The sequence below is a fragment of the Bremerella sp. JC817 genome, assembly GCF_040718835.1.
Classification (GTDB): Bacteria; Planctomycetota; Planctomycetia; order Pirellulales; family Pirellulaceae; genus Bremerella.
This window is the reverse complement of the sequence record NZ_JBFEFG010000268.1, coordinates 502,225-519,866: the sequence shown is the minus strand read 5'-3', so window position 1 is coordinate 519,866 and position 17,642 is coordinate 502,225. Positions and strand designations below refer to the sequence as shown.

Here is a 17,642-nt window from a genome sequence, read left to right as displayed (position 1 = left end):
TTGTGTACCTTAATATGCAGATATCAACTCCCTTCCTGGCTCGATTGGCGAAAAAGGGGAAACAATCGTTTCGCCCAGCTAATCCCTTCCTGGGCCGTGGGATCGTTCGACGAGGTGCCGTGATGAAGAACGCTTGGTTATCGATTCCGCTGCTGCTGGTGGCGGCCACGTTGTTGCTCGCGCAAGATCCCTACGACGAACCTCCGATTAACTATAGCGAAACGTCGGACGATAACCCAATCGCCGAGTTGCAAAAGAAGCTGGACGACGGCAGCGCTCAGCTCGAATACGACGAAGAGCATGGCTTCCTTCAGGCGGTGCTCAAGGCGCTTGAGATCTCGGAAGAATCGCAGGTCCTGGTTTACTCCAAAACCAGCTTCCAACTTTCGGCAATCTCGCCTCGTAAACCGCGGGCACTCTATTACAACGACCACTCCTACATCGGCTGGGTGCAAGGTGGCGACGTGATCGAAGTCATGACCACCGACCCTGTCCGGGGCGAAGTGTTCTATACGCTGAGCCAAGAGAACGACGAGGCCCCCAAGTTCGTTCGTGACAAAGGACAGTGCACCGTTTGTCATGCGTCGTCGCGAACGCAGCGCGTGCCAGGCGGCCTGGTGCGATCCGCCTTCGTGAATGCAGGAGGCATGCCGCATTATGGTGCCGGGACCTTCAACACCGATCAAACCAGCCCCATGTCGGAACGCTGGGGCGGATGGTATGTCACCGGAACGCATGGAAAAATGCGGCACATGGGAAACGCTATCTCGCGTGATCGCCACGACCCGGAAAACATCGATCGCGAAGCAGGCGCGAACGTGACCGACCTGAGCGAGCTGTTCAAGGTCGACAAATACCTGACGCCGCACAGCGATATCGTCGCCTTGATGGTGCTCGAACATCAGTTGCAGATGCAAAACCTGCTGACGCTGGCCAGCCACGAGGCACGTCGGTCGGCACATCACGATCAGGTCATGAACGAAGCCTTAGAACGCTCGCCTGACTTCGAGAGCGAAACAACGCAGCGCCGCATCGCAACCGCCGCCAACAAGGTGGTCAGCTACATGTTGTTTGCCGATGAAGCGAAGTTGACCAATGCCATCCAAGGGACATCGCAGTTCGCCACCGAGTTCCAAGCCGCTGGCGAAAAGGATAGTCAGGGGCGATCGCTACGAGAGCTCGACCTGAAGTCGCGACTATTCAAGTATCCTTGCAGCTACATGATCTACTCGACAACGTTCGACGAGTTGCCGCTGAACATGCAGACCGCCATCGCCAGGCGACTGCGGGAAGTGCTGGAGGGACGCGATACGAGCGACGAGTTCGCCCACCTCAGCCAGACCGATCGCGCGGCAATCGCCGAGATCGTGAATGAGACGAAGCCGGAATTCTGGAAGCTGGGCGACTAGTCCCGTCCTTTTGGGATCGAAGACTCGCCCCGCTTCTTGTCACCGCTGCCGCTCGTTTCGCCCGAGCGGAATCGGGCGCGGTATTCTCCTGGCGGGCAACCTTCTTCGGCGATCATCAGTCGCCGGAACCGTTCCTGACTGCCAAACCCGGCCAGGTAGGCCACCGACTTGACCGACAAACTCGTCTCGGTGAGCAGCCGCTTCGCGCGGAACAGTCGGCAATGGTTGATCTCGTCGAGCACTGTGTGCCCCAGCGCCGCCATGATCTTTCGTTCGAGCGTTCGCCGCGTGGTGGGAAGCGCGGCGACAAGTTGATTCACCGAAAGAGGCCGGTCGCTTCGTGTCCAAATAATGTCGAGGGCCCGATTTACGATCGGGTCGTCGACATGGTGGGTCCTTCCCTTCGAGTCGGCAGCCAGATCGTCGGCGGACGGAAGGCGTTCCAGGGCCAACGTCAGCAGTTCCATCGCATTGGCACACACCGCGGGCGAGTGCTCCATCGGGTCGGCATGAATTCTTCCCAGCAGCCGATCGAAGGCTGTCAGAAAGGGACCGACCTGATCGGGGCGAAGTCGCGTGAACGCCTTGCCTGGCGAGATCGTGCCGTTGGCATAGAGCCGATGTAGAAACTCGCCATGGATCGAAATCCAGCGCTCGGTCCAGCCGACCGAGCGAATCGGTCGATAGCGATGCCAGACGCCCGGGAACAGCAGAAAGAGGGTATCGGACTCGATGCCCATAGGACCGGTCGCCGTCGATTCGAACTCGCCGCGCCCCTGGCTGATGTATTGGATCTGAAATTCCGGCAACTCGCGACCGCGTTCCCAAGAGAATTGGTACACGCCCGGGTGCTGGTCTGGCGGATAGTTCGAGTTCGGACGAACCGTTCCCCACCCACCGCCGGTGACATAGAAGCCAAGCTTCATATCACGATCCGAGATGGGCAGGTAATGGAAAAAACTTTCTGCGGTATCCATGAGATATCAAATGAAATCGAAATTAAAACGGTTGTAAAAAACCTCCGAGCGTCGTTGTCGCAAAATAAGGTGTATCGCTGCGACATCGATGGACGTTCCGCATTCCGCAAGAGCGTTGCATGGGGAGATAATGGTCAATTATAGACCAATCTAAGGGAGAAATTATGGAATGAGCACGGGTTTCCGCAAGCAGTCCACGAGCGACATTGTCGCAAACCGAGGATCAAATGTTCAAGTGAAAAGAGTGCAATTCGTTATAATTGGTGGACGAAGTCCAATGATTACGTTTTGGCCCATCCCATCTTTTCTCATACTCTTCGGAGCTCGCAATGAATTACGTCGCCCTGCCCTGTCGACGACAATCTTCCCTTCGACGCGGTTTCACTCTCGTAGAATTGCTGGTGGTGATTGCCATCATAGGTGTCTTGATCGCACTGCTGCTGCCGGCAGTTCAGCAAGCCCGCGAGGCAGCTCGGCGGATGCAATGTGCGAACAATATGAAGCAGATGGGGCTCGGCTTACACAACTTCCACGACACCTTCAATCATTTGCCACCGGGCGGTAGCCGAACGGGGCATGGCGGTTACACGTGGGGCACGTTTATTTTGCCGTTCGTCGAACAGGCTCCGATGTGGGATGCCATCCTGCAGGAAGCGGGCAACTATCCGCCTGACCCGACCGGCCGGACAGGTTCGATTTATTGCGGTTGCAGCAAGTACGGTGTCTGGACGACTCCCGGTCCGGAAGCCAACACGATCGACATCTTCATGTGCCCCTCCGACACCCTGGCCGAAGTTCGCAACTCGACTGACATTGGTCTGCAGTGTGGCAAGTCGAACTACGCCGGCAGCCTCGGCTGGGGACATGCGTATGGCAACGGCATGTTCAATCGCTTCATCACCTCGATCAATAAGTTCTCGGACATCACCGACGGTTTGTCGAACAGCATCGCCTTGGGCGAAGTGGGTGGCGGCCGTATTTCGTCCGCTCCTGGTGGCGAAAACCCAACCTACCCAGTTTGGGCTGGCAGTCCGAAGGGAGCTTCGGGTTCGGCACTGACTCACTGGGGACCACTGCGAGAAGCCTGGCATGGTGTGCCGATTAATCTGTCTAACGGTGGTGGCCCAGCCGGAGATCCGGATGCTTGGGATAAGGGTTTCGGCAGTCTGCACCCAGGCGGAGCGCAGTTCCTGTTCGGCGATGGCTCGGTTCACTTCCTGGCCGAAACGATCAACCTGGACGCGTACGATCACCTCGGTCAGATCAACGACGGTAACGTGATTGGCGAGTTCTAATCGCCCCGTAAACTTCGGCAGAGTGGCTAGCAGTCAGGTCGCTCTGCGAGGGGCTTCGATTGAACCTGAAACTTCCCCACGAAACGGTTTCGCCCTGCATGGCAGGCCTTTCGTGTTTCCCATGGATAAACGAACAATGCGACAAAAACTTTTAGGATTGGCAAGTGTAATCGCCCTCGTAACGCTTGTTGGTTGCGGGAGCAGCGCGAGCGTTACCGGGATCGTCACCGCGAATGGCGAAACGGTCGATGGAGGCAGCATCGTCTTTAAGCCAATCGAGGCAGGCATCAAACCCGCGCTCGGCAAGATCGGTGCCGATGGCTCGTACATGCTGCAAGTGGCGGGTGGCGATGGTGTCGCCCCGGGCAACTACCAGGTGATCTACATGCCCCCGGATCAGAAAGAAGATGAATCGGGTCGCGCCATCGGCCCACCGATCAAGTGGCGAGCCTTCCAGGCCCCGCGCGAGCCGGTAACGGTCGAAGCGACAGAAAACAATATCCCCATCGAGCTCTCGAAGCGGTAACCCTTCTCCCCCGGCCTAAGTCGGGGCCGTGACTCGACCGACGTGCGTTGCGGCGATAACGACCAGTATCGCCAAGACAAATGTGAGAAGCGATTGCATGATGATCGTCTGCTCACTGCGAGTCACTGCCCCGACAATACCGGCCACGTTTGGGGCAACTGCGTAGGCACGCTCTTTCCGCCACGCGATCTTCAAGCCCATAAAAAAAACGCCGCAGAAGCAAGTCCTGCGGCGTCGCATTGATGGCCACCAGAGCCTGCTGCCCAGCAAAACTCCGTTGGGGCGTCTCGAGCGGTTGTCGGATTATTTGGTCAGGTCGAAGTTAAAATCATTCGGTCCTTCTGGCTTGACTTCGGCATCGATTCCTGGGGAACCGAAGGCGTACTTCTTGGGGATCAGGTTCGGGTCGACTCCCTCCCCTTTTAGCTCGAACTGAACGTGGTGCTTGCCAGGGATCGCCCCCTTTTCGTTCAAGGTGAAATAGACCTCGAACTTGCCTTCATCGTCGGTTGTGCCGCGCGAGGCACCGCCTGATTCGACCGGCTCGAACATCACGTTGATGCCAGCCATCGGTTTGCCGTTGACCGTGACGGTTCCGGTAACCGGGGCCAGCTTCTCGCCACTGGAATAGCCAGACGAGCACCCGACGATGGCCGCCAGTGCGATGACGAGCGGCCAGGCCTGGGCCAGTTTTTTCGTTGCTTCAATGGTCGTCATATTCCGCCTCGGAGAGATTTAGTAGTCGCTGATCACTTTGCCGTCGGCAATGCGTGCGAGGTAAAGCAACGTGTTCTGGTCGGTGGTTTCCGACAGGAAGTGGATCGAGCCATCCCCGAACAAAGCGTTGCAGCCGCCAGGATGGTGGCTACCCGGAGCACGTGCATACGGACGCGGATCTGGAGGCGTATAAGGCTTGTTGATCCCTTCCGACATTCGCAGCCAGAAGGTGTTGGTCCACGTTCCCCAGAACGGGCCCCAGTCGTGATCGTACTTTTCCATCCGTGATTCGCCGACGATGACCGAGTTGCTCAGCCCGTCGGTGACATCGCGAAACTTGCCGGAAGAGTTGATCCCGAAGACAGGTCGGCGTTCCGCAGTATTGTTCGGGGCATTCCACAGCAGACGAGCGTTGTCGCCATGATCCGACCAGTCGCTGTTCATAAAGCTGTAACTGGTACGGTAATAGTTCTGACTGTAGTAATAGTTGGAATCAGTGCTGGTGCCAGGGCGATCGAACGGATCGGAAGGACACGCGAACATATCGATTCGAGTTCCCTGCAGAACGGCCATATTGGCAGCGGCATCAGCCGCGGTGGGGGTCGTTGTGTCGCCATGCGCGGCCAGGCCCATTGGCTTACGGAAGTCAAGGCGATCGTGGAGGTTGCCCTGTTCCAGGAATGGCAAGATCAGCAGATGGCCGGTGATGTCGCGAACGTTGTCTTTCATGTTCGTTGGAAACGGCGACGAACCACCACCGAGACAACCCGGGTTGATCACGGCCGGCGGGAAGGCCAGATGGACATCGTGATAGTTATGGAGCGCCAAACCAAACTGCTTCAGATGGTTGGTGCACTGCATTCGGCGCGCCGCTTCGCGGGCCTGTTGAACGGCCGGCAGCAGAAGCGCAATCAAGACGCCGATGATCGCGATCACCACCAACAACTCGACCAGCGTGAACCCAGCCGTTTTGCGGCCGGAACGCAACCAATCACAGCGATGACTCATAGGGTTACCCTTTAGCGAGTCCCATAGCGGTACTATGGGGAATATGGAGAATAAATGAACTGCGCCGAATGGGCAGAGATAAGGCATGCGAAAAGAATCTTGAGCCTAAAGCAGTCACAAATAGGGGAAAATGGCCCCTAAATGGGCAGTGCTCATATCAGTTTAAGGTGACCTGAAGAAACGTTCAACGAAAAAAAGCTTTGTGGCATTGTAAAAATATCTGATTCGTTGGCGCCAACCAGGGGGGCAGCGAACCTGATTGCGAAACAATGCTCAGAAGAGATGAGTGTCGCATGGTATTGGGATGGGGCTGTCAGAAGAATGACAAGTCGTCGTATAACGAAGTCGCCCCATTGCTTAAGTCAGGTTTCTAGTTCGTTAGAAAGTCCTCCCGTCGTGTCATTGAATATCTCAGCCCCTGTTTCCGATCTTCCGCAAGCTCCATTGGACCTCGACGCGTACTTTTCTCGGATCGCTTACACCGGATCACGCGAGGTCAGTGTCGAGACGTTGCATGGCATTGTCGAGCGGCATGTTCTGACCATTCCGTTTGAGAATCTCGATCCCCTGATGCAGCGACCAGTCCGGCTCGATTCGGCTTCGATCCAGCAGAAACTGATCCACGATCGTCGGGGTGGCTACTGTTTCGAGCAAAACGGTCTGCTGCTACTCGCTTTGGAAACACTCGGATTCGAGGTCCGGCCGCTGAGTGCTCGGGTCAAGATTGGCTACCCGCGCGAGCAAGTCACGCCGCGGACCCACTTGATTGTGCGGATTGAACTGGAGGGCATGTCGTGGCTGGCCGACGTGGGGGTCGGTGGTCTTAGCCCGACCGCCGCCTTGCGGTTGCTGACGGACGAACCGCAGTCGACCCCGCACGAAAGGCGACGCATCGTGAAGTCGGGCTCGCTCTATTACCACCAGGCGCTGCTTCAAGGCGAATGGCAAGACTTGTACGAGATGAGCCTGGAAGAGATGCCGCTGATCGATCGCGAAGTGGCCAACTGGTTCACCTCGACGCATCCTGGCTCGCGCTTCCGGAACCTGTTGATGGTTTCCCGGGCCGCTCCCAATGGCGTGCGATTAACGATGCTGAACGACGAGTTCTCGATACGCGATGCCAATGGCGTGGCGAAGAAGCATCCGATCGGTTCGAAACAGGAAATGCTCGACCTGTTGGCCGAGCATTTCGGTGTGAATCTTTCGCCGGACGATCCTATCGTTTGCCCGGCGGTGCCTTGGCTGGCAGAGTAAGGCGGAACGTGCCTACTTCGACGAACCGAGGGCTTCTTCCAGAACCGGGCGGAACGCTTCGGCCTGACGCATGAAGCCCAGATCGCTGGCATGCGAGGCGTCGGTGGCCCCTTCGGTGTCGTCACCGTAAAGCGTGTCCCCTTCGATGTAATAGAGGTTCTTCACGCCGGCATCGGTCAACTGCTTGTAGGCAGCCTTCAACGCCGCATGGTTGGCGGTGTGATGCTTGCTGCGACCAGGCAAGATCCAATCGTTCGTGTTGCGACGATCTTCGACCAGCACGATCGGCGTCTCTGGCTTGGCGGCTCGCAACTGCTTCACGAGCGGCACGGTTCGATTTTCGACCATCTCAGCGTTCATGTTTGGCAGGCAGTCGATCACGTAAACAGCCGCGTCGACCTGCACCAGATAGTCGGCAACTTCTTCATGCATCTTGCCGTTGCCCGAGAAGCCCAGGTTGGCGACAGGACGATCGAACCAGCGACCGAGAATCGCGGTATGCACCATGCCAGGACGGCTGGCACATGCACCGTGCGTGATGCTCGTGCCGTAGAAGACGATCGGATTGTCGCGTGGGGCCAAGCCCTTGAACTTAGCGTCGGCAGGCACACCGATCTTCAGAAACTCGATACCGTTGTACAGCGGCAAATAGGCGGCGTACTCTCGATAGCCTGGAGCCAGACCATTAATCCAGGTCGTGTTCATCTCTTGGCTGGAAGGCTTGGTCACGGCGACCCACTTCCATTTGCCGTCGCTGTCGCGGGCATACAAGTCGACGCCGCTGACGCCGGTTGCCGGCATGTGTGGCATCGCGAGGCCCGCGTCCTTCAGCTTGTAGTGAATCTGCAGATCGGTGGCGTCGGTTTCAAAACGGACCATCATGCCGGCGCTGTCACGGCTGAGGTTCCACACGGCGTCGGTGACTTTGCCTTCCGCCGAAGCTGGCAAGCGGTCGAACCAGCGGGCACGTTCCTGATCGGGCAGAATGCGTCCTTCGACACCCCACGTTGTAATATCGTGCCACGTGGTTTTGTCGGCGTCTTTTTCCTGAGCTGAGACCGGCGAGGCTGCAAGTGGCAGCAGCAAAGCAAGCAAAAAGAAGAGAGTCAGCGACAATCGCATGGTAGGTTTTCCTGTGGCGGGATGGGGAATGGTTTCCCTCGACCCTACTTCGTGCCGCGGCGCGAGGCAAGTAGGTACCTCCATTCCCCATACGGTGAAGCTTCTGGCTAGAATGACCGCAATCGATGATGAGTCACCCTCAAGGAACCCGATCATGACCATCCGCAACACCACCCAGGCCGAAGCGTTTGAACTAGTGGAATGGGCCGCTGGCGAAGGCTGGAATCCTGGCCTGCACGACGCGGAAAGCTTTTGGCGAACCGATCCTGAAGGTTTCATGGCGATCGAAGTCGACGGTCAGATGGCGGGGGCTGGTGGCGCGTTCTATCATGGGCCGAGCTATGGCTTCATGGGCTTGTTCATCATGAAGCCTGAATTTCGTGGCCAAGGTCTGGGGCGGCAGCTTTGGTATGCCCGACGCGATCGACTGCAGTCGCGGCTGGAATCAGGCGGAACGATCGGGATGGACGCGGTCACCAGCATGATTCCGTTCTATCACAAAGGTGGCTTCGAGATCTTCACGCGGCATTGTCGCTTCAGCGTCGATGCCGAGAGTATCTCGGCTGGCGAAACGCCCGATGTCGTCGAGCTTTCCGCCGCCGATTGGGATGCCGTGGCGAAGCTTGACCAGTATGGCTTTCCGGGACCGCGCGATGCTTACTTGAAGGCGTGGACCTCGCAGCCAGGCGTCCATTGGCTGGGCGTTCATCAGCAAGGAGAGCTGAAAGGTTACTGCGTTTTAAGAGCATGCCGCAGCGGTTGGAAGATTGGGCCATTGTTCGCTGCCGATGGCAATGTCGCGCGGCAATTGATGCACGCGTCGTTGGCCCGCGCAAAGACCGGGCCGGTTTTCCTCGACGCGCCGGAGAACAATCCGGACGCGTGGGCGATGTGCCAAGAGTTTGGCATGCAGCAAGTCTTCGAGTGCACGCGCATGTACCTGGGGCCGGTGCCGGCGCTAGATCATGGGTGGATCTATGGCGTCACCAGCTTGGAAGCTGGTTAGCTCGCCGAGTCGACCGCTTTCTGGGCTTCTTTGCCGAAGTGCGTTTCCGGATAACGGCTAATCACGCGACCCATCGCGCGGCGAAGCGTCACGGCGGAGTTCGCTTTCTGCATGCCTTGCTCGTACAGCTTCTTAGCGGTCAACTCGTCCTGAAAGGTTTCGTCTTCCTTCAGCTGATCGACCAATTCGCGACAGGCACGTCCTTGGGGCGTCGACTTGAAGTCGGTGGCCACTTGTTCGGCCAGTTCGTACCCGGCCAGGCGTTCCGGCATCGAGCCTTCGCGGGAAGCCTTGATCTTTTCGACCTGGCGATTGAGAAAGCCGCTGACTGCCGAGTTAAACTCAGAGATGAGGTCGTCGTCCATGTTCTTCCGCATCGACAGTAGCGAACGCTCGTCGAGCTTGCTGCCAACTTCGGCCGGCCAGAGCAGTTGCTTCAAACCTTCCGACATGTCGGGGCTGAGTACCGAGAACTCGCCGTTCATGCCGGTCTTCAGCTTTCGCACGATGGCGAAGTCTTTGGAGTCGTTGGGACCGGGGAAGTACGATCCGACCGAACCGCTGTCAGACTGCATGCCATCCTGGAAGACGGAATACTTGAACAACTCGGAGTCGAGGCCCATCCGTTTGACGATCGAAGGATCGTCGCCATGAAAGATGTTGGGGCCGACCAGATTGCGCTCTAAGGCGTAGTTCACGCCGCGGGTCGTTTCGTCAGCGTTGATCGCGAATAAAACGATCGGCTTGTCTTTGATCGATTCGCGAATCTGATTGAAGGCGTCCGGCGACCAGACGTTGCACTTGGGACACCATGAGGCGTAGACCATCACGATCGGCGTCTTGTCGCCAATGACCGCTTCCGATGGCATCCGGCCTTGCCAACGCACCCCGGCCAGTGCCTGGCCAAGCGAGATGGACGAGCCCGAAGTGTTGCTAGTCGTCTGGGCATATAGGTCACCATTCCCGGCGATCAACAGCGAGCAAGTCAAAACCAGGGCGAACGCAAAACGGGGCATCCGAAACTCCTTAAAGTGAGTGTCTTCGATCCAACGGCGATCGATTCCCATAATAACCCATCGGTAGGGATGTTTGCGACGGCAAACTTCGATTTCTCGGCAACTGTCGCGGGAAATTGGCTTCAGTTGAGCATTTTGACTTCGTGTTGGCCGCAGTCAGGAAAAGTTCGCTCGAAGCTACACTTTTGATGGCAGCTTCCGCCCGCCTGCACGGGGAGTTCTTCAAGGTGTTGGCACAACCCGAGTTAACCATTGCCACTCGTCACGGGAGCCTACAATAGGAAAGCACCTGACTTACTGGCTGATCGACGATACCACTTCCTCTGCAATGACCGATCCTGTTACCTCAGCAACCGAGCCATTTGCACAACAGACGACCGCCGACCCGGTTTATCGGTCGGGCCGGGTGGTTGTGATCCATGGGATCGGCGCGAACACAATCGTGATGGGGCCCTTGGCGCGGTATCTGACCCGGCACGAATTCACGGCGACGCGTTGGGGTTACTGGAGCACCTTCAACGGGCTCCGCGATCACGCTCGAAGGTTGCGGCTGTTCCTCGAGACGTTTGCCGACGATGACCAGCCCGTCCACTTCGTCACGCACAGCATGGGTGGCATCATCTTGCGAGCAACCCTCGCCGAGATGAACTGGAGCCGACCTGGCCGCGCGGTGCTGCTGGCGCCACCCAACCATGGCTCGCTCGTCGCTGGCTGGTTTGGGATGGGACTGCGTGGCATCTGCCCTGCCCTGAATGAGATCTCGGCCGCCCCCGAAAGTCTGGTCCATCATCTGCCTCCGTTTCCATCGATGGACATCGGCGTGATTGGTTGCCGGCAAGATGCCTTGGTGGCGATGGCCAGTACCTTCGTCGCGAATCAGCGCGATCACATCACGGTGGGGTGTGGTCACAACTGGGTGTTGGTGAAACGGGAGGTCCAGGCCGAAGTGGTTCATTTTTTGCAGTTCGGCAGGTTCAGCGATTCGGCCGACCGCCTCAGCGCGGACGACTGCCCTGTGCTATGATGGCCTGAAAACGTTTCACCGCTTCAAAGACCACCTTGTATGACGTTTGTCACTTGCACCTACCAGGAACATGCCGCGGCGATCCTGGATATCTTGAACGACGCGATCGTCCATTCCACGGCGCTTTATGACTATCATCCGCGGCCAGCGGAAAGCATGGTGACCTGGTTTGAAAACAAACGTCTGGGCGACTTCCCCGTGATCGGAGCGATCGACGACGCAGGCCAACTGATGGGGTTCGCTTCGTACGGAACCTTTCGTCCTTTTCCCGCTTACAAATACACGGTTGAACATTCGATCTACGTCCACAAAGATCATCGCGGCAAAGGGCTTGGGCAAGCGCTGCTCGAGCAGGTCATCGCGGCCGCAAAGAAGCAAGGCAAGCATGTGCTGGTGGGCGGAATCGATATGAGCAACACTGGAAGCATTCGCCTGCACCAGAAGCTTGGCTTTCAGCATTCGGGAACGATCCCGCAAGCGGCGTTCAAGTTTGGTCGCTGGCTCGACCTGGGCTTCTTTCAACTAACGCTGGAAACGCCTGAGAATCCGGTTGACGGTTAGTCAGCCCCAGGGAGTTGAGTGGCGCCGCGCGTTGGGCGAGAATAGAGCTCACCCCTCGACCTATCGTTCCTCCATCTCTCGTCCCGGAACCCAACTCATGATCCGTCCCTTCACTGCCCTGCTGTTGATTCTGATCGGCTGCTCGGTCACGTTTGCCGCCGACGTGAACGTCGAACGTGATGTTGTTTACGGCAAAGCGGGCGATGTCGAGCTGATGGCCGATATCTACTCACCGGCGGAAGCATCGGCCGAACCACTTCCCGTTGTGCTGCTGGTGCATGGTGGTGGTTGGCGGGGCGGAAATCGCCAGGCCGGAGCCGAAGTCGCCCTGGCCCATCACCTGGTACCGCATGGCTACGTCGCGGTTAGCATCTCGTACCGTTTGGTTGGTCGCGATGCCGAGGGGAAGCTCGTCAATCAATGGCCGGCCGCGATCGACGATTGTCGCCAGGCAGTCCGCTGGATTCGCGAGAACGCCGAGAAGCTGAACATCGATCCTTCCCGCATCGGGGCCGCTGGCGATTCGGCGGGTGGGCACCTGGTTTCGCTGCTGGGAACAACCGACGTGGCGGCTTCGGGTGAAACGTCGACGCGCGTGCAAGCGGTCGTCAATATTTATGGCCCGGCCGATCTTCGCGATAAAGCGACCGCCGATGCGATCAGCGGCAATCCAGCCGTGAAGCAAATGGTTGACGAGTTCGTAGGTGAAGGCCCGACGCAAGCGAAGATCGATGCCTCGCCGCTGCTGCATATCGACGATAAGACCGTGCCGATCCTGACATTTCAGGGAGACAAAGACGCCCTGGTCTCTTACCAGCAGTCGGTCGAGTTTGACGCGGCTCTGCGAAAGGCAGGACGCGACTCGAAGCTGGTGATGTACGAGAACGAAGGGCACGGCTTCAGCGGACCAACGTTCCGCAAGATGCTGCTCGAAACGCGGAACTTCTTCGACAAGCATTTGAAGCCCGAAGACGCCAACAACTAGACTTGCCACGAAAGGATTTGCGAATGCCCAACTGGGTTGATGTTGCCGCGGAAGCCGACTGTCCGGTCGGCCAGGCAATGGAAGTGGTGGCCGCCAAACAGATGGTGGCCATCTATCATACCGAAGATGGATTCTTCGCCACCGATGGCATGTGCGCGCATCAAGGTGGCCCGGTCGGACAAGGCGAGTTGTGTGGCAACATCGTGACGTGTCCTTGGCATGGCTGGCAATACGACGTTACCAGCGGCAAGCATCAGCTCAGCTCGATTCACCTCGATTGTTTCGAGGTGAAGGTCGAAGCGGGCCGCATCTTGGTCAACATGGAAGCCGACTCGGCATAGTCGCGTCGGCGGTTAGTCTCGCCATTTCTGGTCTTGGATTGTGCTGCGTCCGATGCTTTGTGAAACTTCAGGTTTCAAGATACGGGGCGGGATCTGCAGTCGCGAGAAGTACTCAGGGTCGGCGCGTTCGTAACGGGTGACGGCCTGTTGCACGGTCTCGCCATCTTCAATCCGCAGGAGACGTGGCACCATGTTCTCGCGGTGACGCTTCCACAGAATGTCGTCCCCATGACGGATCTCGAGACTGTTGGTGTAAGGCTTCAGGCGAGCCGTTTGCTGAGCTCCGGCCGGTGCGCCGCCGATAAAGCGGAAGTTCAAGTTGATTTCGTCGGCACGGTCGATCTTCGCAACGAGAACGATCGAGGCGTCCGGATTTACCACCCAGCCGGCACGTTCGACAGCCGTTTTCAACCCGTCGAGGATGATCTTTTCGTCGACGTCAGGCAGCGATTCGACCTTCAACGCGACTTCTGTCCCTGATCGTGTCAGGAAGATATCGTCTCCTCCGTCGGCCAGTTTCTGACGGACTGCTTTAACGGGGGCATGCGGTACCTCGACTGCCAACATCGATTTCGGCGTTGTCGACGATCCGTTGAGCATCACCACTCCGCCTGGCTGTGTGGTTGGGGTCTCGTTCCCCGGGGGAAGCGTATAACGCCAGAGGGATGCGCCGAGTGCCGGGTCGATCACGCCTCCCATTTGGGTCAGCAGCAGTTCGTCGTCAAGCCAACCGAAGAAGACGCCCATCGTCTGCGCGATGGTTCCTTCATGCTGGACGGAAGCCTCGGGCAAGTTCCAGGTCTGATACTGATTTCCGGCAATCATGGCTAACTTAGTGCCATCGGGCGAGAACGCTACTTCTGGCGTGGTCGGTGTTGAAAATGGCAACGCACAAAGTTGCTTCCCTTCTTTCAAGTCGACCACGCAAACGGCGCCTCGGTTGGGAATGGCCAGGTAACGCTGACCTCCACTGAGTTGCAGCTTGCCGGGGCGAGCATCTTTCATGGTGAAGATCGATTTGCCGGCTTGCAGGTCCCAGACATAGATCGAACTGTTGACCTGAACGACAGCCTTCTCGCTGTCGAGTAGCCGGGCATATTCCACTTTCGGCTTGAAGCCTGGCTTCTGCCATTCGGGCAAATGCCATCGTGCCAGAGCGGTTGGCATTCCAGCGGCAAGACCTTCCAGCAGCACCAGGTCGCCACCACGTTGGCTGGGGCTGTCGACACCCACAACGATCAGCGTGCGATCGGTTGCCGGATAGTGATCGAGCAGGACCAGCGTTTCGGGCAGATCGAGCACGACCTGACCTTCAGGGTGCTGAGGGGAAGCGAGGTACAGCCTTCCGAAGTGATCGGGAGAAACCGAATTCCCCACGCGATGTACCGAGATGGCGTACAACGCTTGCTCCGGTTCGACCAGGACTGGTCGCGATAGCTTGGCATAGGCGTCGACCTTCTCAAGCTCGGTCGAGAATGGATGGAAGGTGGCCGCGGCCGGGCCTGGGTCAGCCGCGATTGCCGTTGGCTCGCTGTTGATCGATAAGCCGATTGGCTGACCTCCGACCGGAAGTTCAGTCGGCATGGCTTCTTTGGTTAGCAGCTCTTGCGGTGGCCCGGTCGGGGTTGGCTTTGTTTCTGGCTTGTTAGAGAGCATAGTCCCGCCGCCAAACGGATTCGCGGCAGGCTGCTTCTTCAATAATGCCTGATCTTTCTCGCTCAGGACATCAATCGCAACGGCGATCTCGCGACCATCTTTGGTGTGCAGGGTGACCTGGTTTCCCTTCACCTCGTGCAGCCGCGCTTCGATTTGAAACTTGCCGGTTTGATCGGTCCACGTGCGAAGTTCTTCTTCGGCATGAAGGCTGACAGGCAGCAGAATCAGGAAGGCGAACACCCAATAAGGCACGGTTGATTGATTTGTTCTCATAGGGGGATGGGGGCTATTTGAAGTGGGGGGGTGAAGATATGGCCGAATGATACCAGTCGCTGCCAGATAAAAAAATGGAAAAGTTGGGAATCATGCCAACTCGGGATTTTCCAGGGAAAAGCCCCGAGTGAATGATTGACAAGGATTGGTGTACGCATGTATACATGTGCCAGCGAAGGGAAATTCGTTTCTGGTCTCGCAGGAGAGTACATGCCATGTTGTCGACCCCCACGATCCCCGATCGGGTCAAGATCGATCAGTTGAACGCCCAGCTGCGTGAGATGGAGCGATCTCGGCCGGCCAGCCGAGAAACGGTCTCTTGCGGATGCCGGGCTTTGGACCGAATGCTGCCACGCGAAGGCTTACTGCGAGGGAGCCTGATCGAATGGTTGGCGGAGGGAGCTGGCAGCGGGGCCCAATACCTGGCGCTGACCGCGGCCCGGCAAGCTTGCCGCGCGGGGCAGACGCTGGTGATCGTCGATTCATCAGCCCGCCGAGGCAGCACGCTGTACTCCCCTGCTCTTTCCGGCATGGGGCTCGACCTGAATCGTATCGTGCTGGTTCGCCCCACCGACGAGAAACAGGCGTTGTGGTCTTTAGAACAAGCTTTGCGTTGCCCGGCAGTAGGTGCGGTGCTTGGCTTTCCGCGCCAGATGGATAGCTACGCTTATCGCCGCTTGCAACTCGCGGCCGAGCAAAGCGATGGCCTGGGGCTGCTGGTGCGTCCGTCGGAAGTTCGAGGATCTCCTTCCTGGGCTGAGCTTCGCTGGCAGGTGTCCCCTCGCCCGACCGCTTGTGGTTGGGGGCTGCATGTGGAACTGCTGCGGTGTCGTGGCTATCTGGGAGATGGCAAGGTAGATCTGACAATCGACGAGCAAACGGGCGAGATTCATGAAGCGTATTCTGGCAGTCTGGCTTCCCAATTGGCCCATCCAACGCTGGCAAGCCAGCGAGCCTGAGCAGCGCGATCGCGTTCAGGTCCTTTCCCAGGTCGAGCGTCGCGGACAATGCGTGGTGGCGTGCTGCGATCGGGGCTATCAGATGGGCATTCGTCCCGGTATGCCGGTGGCCGAGGTCAACACGTTGCTACAAGCCCGCGGCTTATCGGCGACCGAGGCGATGACGCATCGTCCTTACGACCCCGCCGCCGATCGAGAAGCGTTAGAGAAACTAGCGCGCTGGGCTTGTCGATTCAGTCCCTGTGTCGATGTCGAACAGCGCGAGCCCGCCGATACCTTGCTGCTGGATGCCAGTGGGTTGGCTCCTTTATTCGGTGGAGAAGACTCCTTTCTGTGCCAGGTTCAGCAAGGCTTTGCCCGGATCGGTTTGAAAAGTTCGCTCGCCCTGGCAGGCAACATCGGCACGGCGTGGGGGCTGGCACATCATCCACCAGCAGAACTTGCCCAGCGCGACGGAACCGGACGAACGCTCGTTTCCTCGGATACCGAGCAAGAGAGCCTGGTTCGGCAGCTGCCGATCGAAGCGTTACGTATTCCGGCGACGCTGGTCGAAACGTTGCACTTGCTGGGGCTTTATCACGTCGGCCAACTGATGCAGGTCCCACGCGGCGAACTGAAAGCCCGTTTGGGGATGGAACCGCTAGTACGACTCGACCAGGTACTCGGACACAAAACCGAGGTGATGCAGGCCGCTCGTTTACCGCAGCAATTCGCCGCCCAGTGGATACTAGAGCACCCGACCGATCATCCCGAAAGCATTCACACGATGGTGATGCGGCTGCTGTCGCAACTGCTGCAGCAACTGGCGGCTCACGATCTGGGCGCGTTGAAACTGACGTGCGTCTTGCAAACGGCCAACCGTCGCGAGACCTCGTTTGAAGTTGGTTTGTTTCGTCCATCTTCTTGCAACAAGCATCTGCGTGGCCTGGTCGACACCCAATTCGAACGCATCCGCATTCCGGGACCGATTCAAGAGGTCACGATGCAGGTGGTGCAGTTCGCCCGGCTCGAGAAGCGTCAGCAGTCTTTGTTTCAAGAGATGTCGTGGAAAGACTCGAGCGCCCCGCCGGATCATTCGCAAGAGATATCAGGCCTGGTCGATCGGCTGGCGAGTCGCTTGGGACGCGATGCCGTGGTACGGCCGCGACTGGTCGCCGATGCCCAGCCAGAGTTAGCCTTCAGTCACACACCTTTAGTAGGACAACCACCGCGCCGCACCACGCGCCGCAGTGAGTTCGGTCCGCTGGAACGTCCCTGGCAACTGCAAAGCAGTCCGACGCCGATCGACGTGACGGCGGTCATGCCGGATGGACCTCCGATTCAGTTTCGCTGGCAGGGAGAACATCACCAGGTCGAACGTCATTGGGGACCGGAACGGATCGAGACCGGTTGGTGGCGTCGCCGAGCCGTTCGGCGCGATTATTATCGCGTGGAAACAACCACTGGGCATCGCTTCTGGATCTTCCGCGAGCTTACCCGGCAAGACTGGTACCTGCACGGCAGCTTCGACTAA

Annotated in this window: 17 protein-coding genes; 11 read left to right on the top strand and 6 right to left on the bottom strand. The window is 58.1% G+C overall.

Going from position 1 to position 17,642, the window contains the following annotated elements:
- The first annotated feature begins 122 nt into the window (after nucleotides 1-122).
- Nucleotides 123-1,409 (top strand): hypothetical protein, encoded by a 1,287-nt coding sequence (locus AB1L30_RS13475; RefSeq protein WP_367013940.1) that lies wholly within the window; start codon nucleotides 123-125, stop codon nucleotides 1,407-1,409.
- Here the strand turns inward: AB1L30_RS13475 and AB1L30_RS13470 are convergent.
- The gene (locus tag AB1L30_RS13470; RefSeq protein ID WP_367013939.1) at nucleotides 1,406-2,335 is read right to left on the bottom strand and encodes an AraC family transcriptional regulator; all 930 of its coding nucleotides are present in this window, start codon (nucleotides 2,333-2,335) and stop codon (nucleotides 1,406-1,408) included. The genes AB1L30_RS13475 and AB1L30_RS13470 overlap by 4 nt on opposite strands.
- A gap of 380 nt (nucleotides 2,336-2,715) precedes the next feature.
- On the opposite strand from AB1L30_RS13470, the gene AB1L30_RS13465 reads away from it, so the two are divergent.
- Both AB1L30_RS13465 and AB1L30_RS13460 read left to right on the top strand, forming a co-directional pair.
- Entirely contained in the window at nucleotides 2,716-3,681 is a 966-nt protein-coding gene (locus tag AB1L30_RS13465) for a DUF1559 domain-containing protein (RefSeq protein WP_367013938.1), read from the top strand.
- 136 nt (nucleotides 3,682-3,817) lie between these two features.
- Nucleotides 3,818-4,207 (top strand): hypothetical protein, encoded by a 390-nt coding sequence (locus AB1L30_RS13460; protein WP_367013937.1) that lies wholly within the window; start codon nucleotides 3,818-3,820, stop codon nucleotides 4,205-4,207.
- A gap of 303 nt (nucleotides 4,208-4,510) precedes the next feature.
- On the opposite strand, the gene AB1L30_RS13455 is transcribed toward AB1L30_RS13460, so the two are convergent.
- Both AB1L30_RS13455 and AB1L30_RS13450 read right to left on the bottom strand, forming a co-directional pair.
- Nucleotides 4,511-4,924 (bottom strand): carboxypeptidase-like regulatory domain-containing protein, encoded by a 414-nt coding sequence (locus AB1L30_RS13455; RefSeq protein ID WP_367013936.1) that lies wholly within the window; start codon nucleotides 4,922-4,924, stop codon nucleotides 4,511-4,513.
- Nucleotides 4,925-4,942: 18 nt separating this feature from the next.
- Nucleotides 4,943-5,932, bottom strand: coding sequence for a DUF1559 domain-containing protein (locus tag AB1L30_RS13450; RefSeq protein WP_367013935.1), 990 nt, complete (start codon nucleotides 5,930-5,932; stop codon nucleotides 4,943-4,945).
- Between the two features lie 396 nt (nucleotides 5,933-6,328).
- Between AB1L30_RS13450 and AB1L30_RS13445 the strand changes: the two genes are divergently transcribed.
- On the top strand, nucleotides 6,329-7,186 hold the full coding sequence (locus tag AB1L30_RS13445) for an arylamine N-acetyltransferase (protein WP_367013934.1): 858 nt from the start codon (nucleotides 6,329-6,331) through the stop codon (nucleotides 7,184-7,186).
- Between the two features lie 12 nt (nucleotides 7,187-7,198).
- Here the strand turns inward: AB1L30_RS13445 and AB1L30_RS13440 are convergent, their stop codons facing one another.
- Nucleotides 7,199-8,308: an SGNH/GDSL hydrolase family protein gene (locus AB1L30_RS13440; RefSeq protein WP_367013933.1), complete on the bottom strand. Its 1,110-nt coding sequence runs from the start codon at nucleotides 8,306-8,308 to the stop codon at nucleotides 7,199-7,201.
- A 154-nt stretch (nucleotides 8,309-8,462) separates the two neighbouring features.
- Here AB1L30_RS13440 and AB1L30_RS13435 point away from each other — a divergent pair, with 154 nt between their 5' ends.
- A complete protein-coding gene (locus AB1L30_RS13435; protein WP_367013932.1) occupies nucleotides 8,463-9,314 on the top strand; it encodes a GNAT family N-acetyltransferase in 852 nt (283 codons plus the stop codon).
- Here AB1L30_RS13435 and AB1L30_RS13430 read toward each other — a convergent pair.
- Nucleotides 9,311-10,330 (bottom strand): hypothetical protein, encoded by a 1,020-nt coding sequence (locus AB1L30_RS13430; protein WP_367013931.1) that lies wholly within the window; start codon nucleotides 10,328-10,330, stop codon nucleotides 9,311-9,313. The genes AB1L30_RS13435 and AB1L30_RS13430 overlap by 4 nt on opposite strands.
- 328 nt (nucleotides 10,331-10,658) lie before the next feature.
- Between AB1L30_RS13430 and AB1L30_RS13425 the strand changes: the two genes are divergently transcribed.
- The 4 genes from AB1L30_RS13425 to AB1L30_RS13410 all read left to right on the top strand — a co-directional run bounded on the left by AB1L30_RS13425 (nucleotide 10,659) and on the right by AB1L30_RS13410 (nucleotide 13,241).
- Nucleotides 10,659-11,354, top strand: coding sequence for an alpha/beta fold hydrolase (locus AB1L30_RS13425; protein ID WP_367013930.1), 696 nt, complete (start codon nucleotides 10,659-10,661; stop codon nucleotides 11,352-11,354).
- Between the two features lie 39 nt (nucleotides 11,355-11,393).
- The gene (locus tag AB1L30_RS13420) at nucleotides 11,394-11,915 is read left to right on the top strand and encodes an N-acetyltransferase family protein (protein ID WP_367013929.1); all 522 of its coding nucleotides are present in this window, start codon (nucleotides 11,394-11,396) and stop codon (nucleotides 11,913-11,915) included.
- Nucleotides 11,916-12,012: 97 nt separating this feature from the next.
- Complete coding sequence (locus tag AB1L30_RS13415) at nucleotides 12,013-12,900, top strand: alpha/beta hydrolase (RefSeq protein ID WP_367013928.1); 888 nt, start codon at nucleotides 12,013-12,015, stop codon at nucleotides 12,898-12,900.
- 23 nt (nucleotides 12,901-12,923) lie between these two features.
- Entirely contained in the window at nucleotides 12,924-13,241 is a 318-nt protein-coding gene (locus AB1L30_RS13410; protein WP_367013927.1) for a Rieske 2Fe-2S domain-containing protein, read from the top strand.
- A 12-nt stretch (nucleotides 13,242-13,253) separates the two neighbouring features.
- On the opposite strand, the gene AB1L30_RS13405 is transcribed toward AB1L30_RS13410, so the two are convergent.
- Nucleotides 13,254-15,149, bottom strand: coding sequence for an SHD1 domain-containing protein (locus AB1L30_RS13405; RefSeq protein ID WP_367013926.1), 1,896 nt, complete (start codon nucleotides 15,147-15,149; stop codon nucleotides 13,254-13,256).
- Nucleotides 15,150-15,385: 236 nt separating this feature from the next.
- Between AB1L30_RS13405 and AB1L30_RS13400 the strand changes: the two genes are divergently transcribed.
- Together AB1L30_RS13400 and AB1L30_RS13395 are read left to right on the top strand one after the other, a co-directional pair.
- Complete coding sequence (locus tag AB1L30_RS13400; RefSeq protein WP_367013925.1) at nucleotides 15,386-16,129, top strand: hypothetical protein; 744 nt, start codon at nucleotides 15,386-15,388, stop codon at nucleotides 16,127-16,129.
- Nucleotides 16,062-17,642, top strand: coding sequence for a DNA polymerase Y family protein (locus AB1L30_RS13395; protein ID WP_367013924.1), 1,581 nt, complete (start codon nucleotides 16,062-16,064; stop codon nucleotides 17,640-17,642). The genes AB1L30_RS13400 and AB1L30_RS13395 overlap by 68 nt, the downstream gene beginning before the upstream one ends.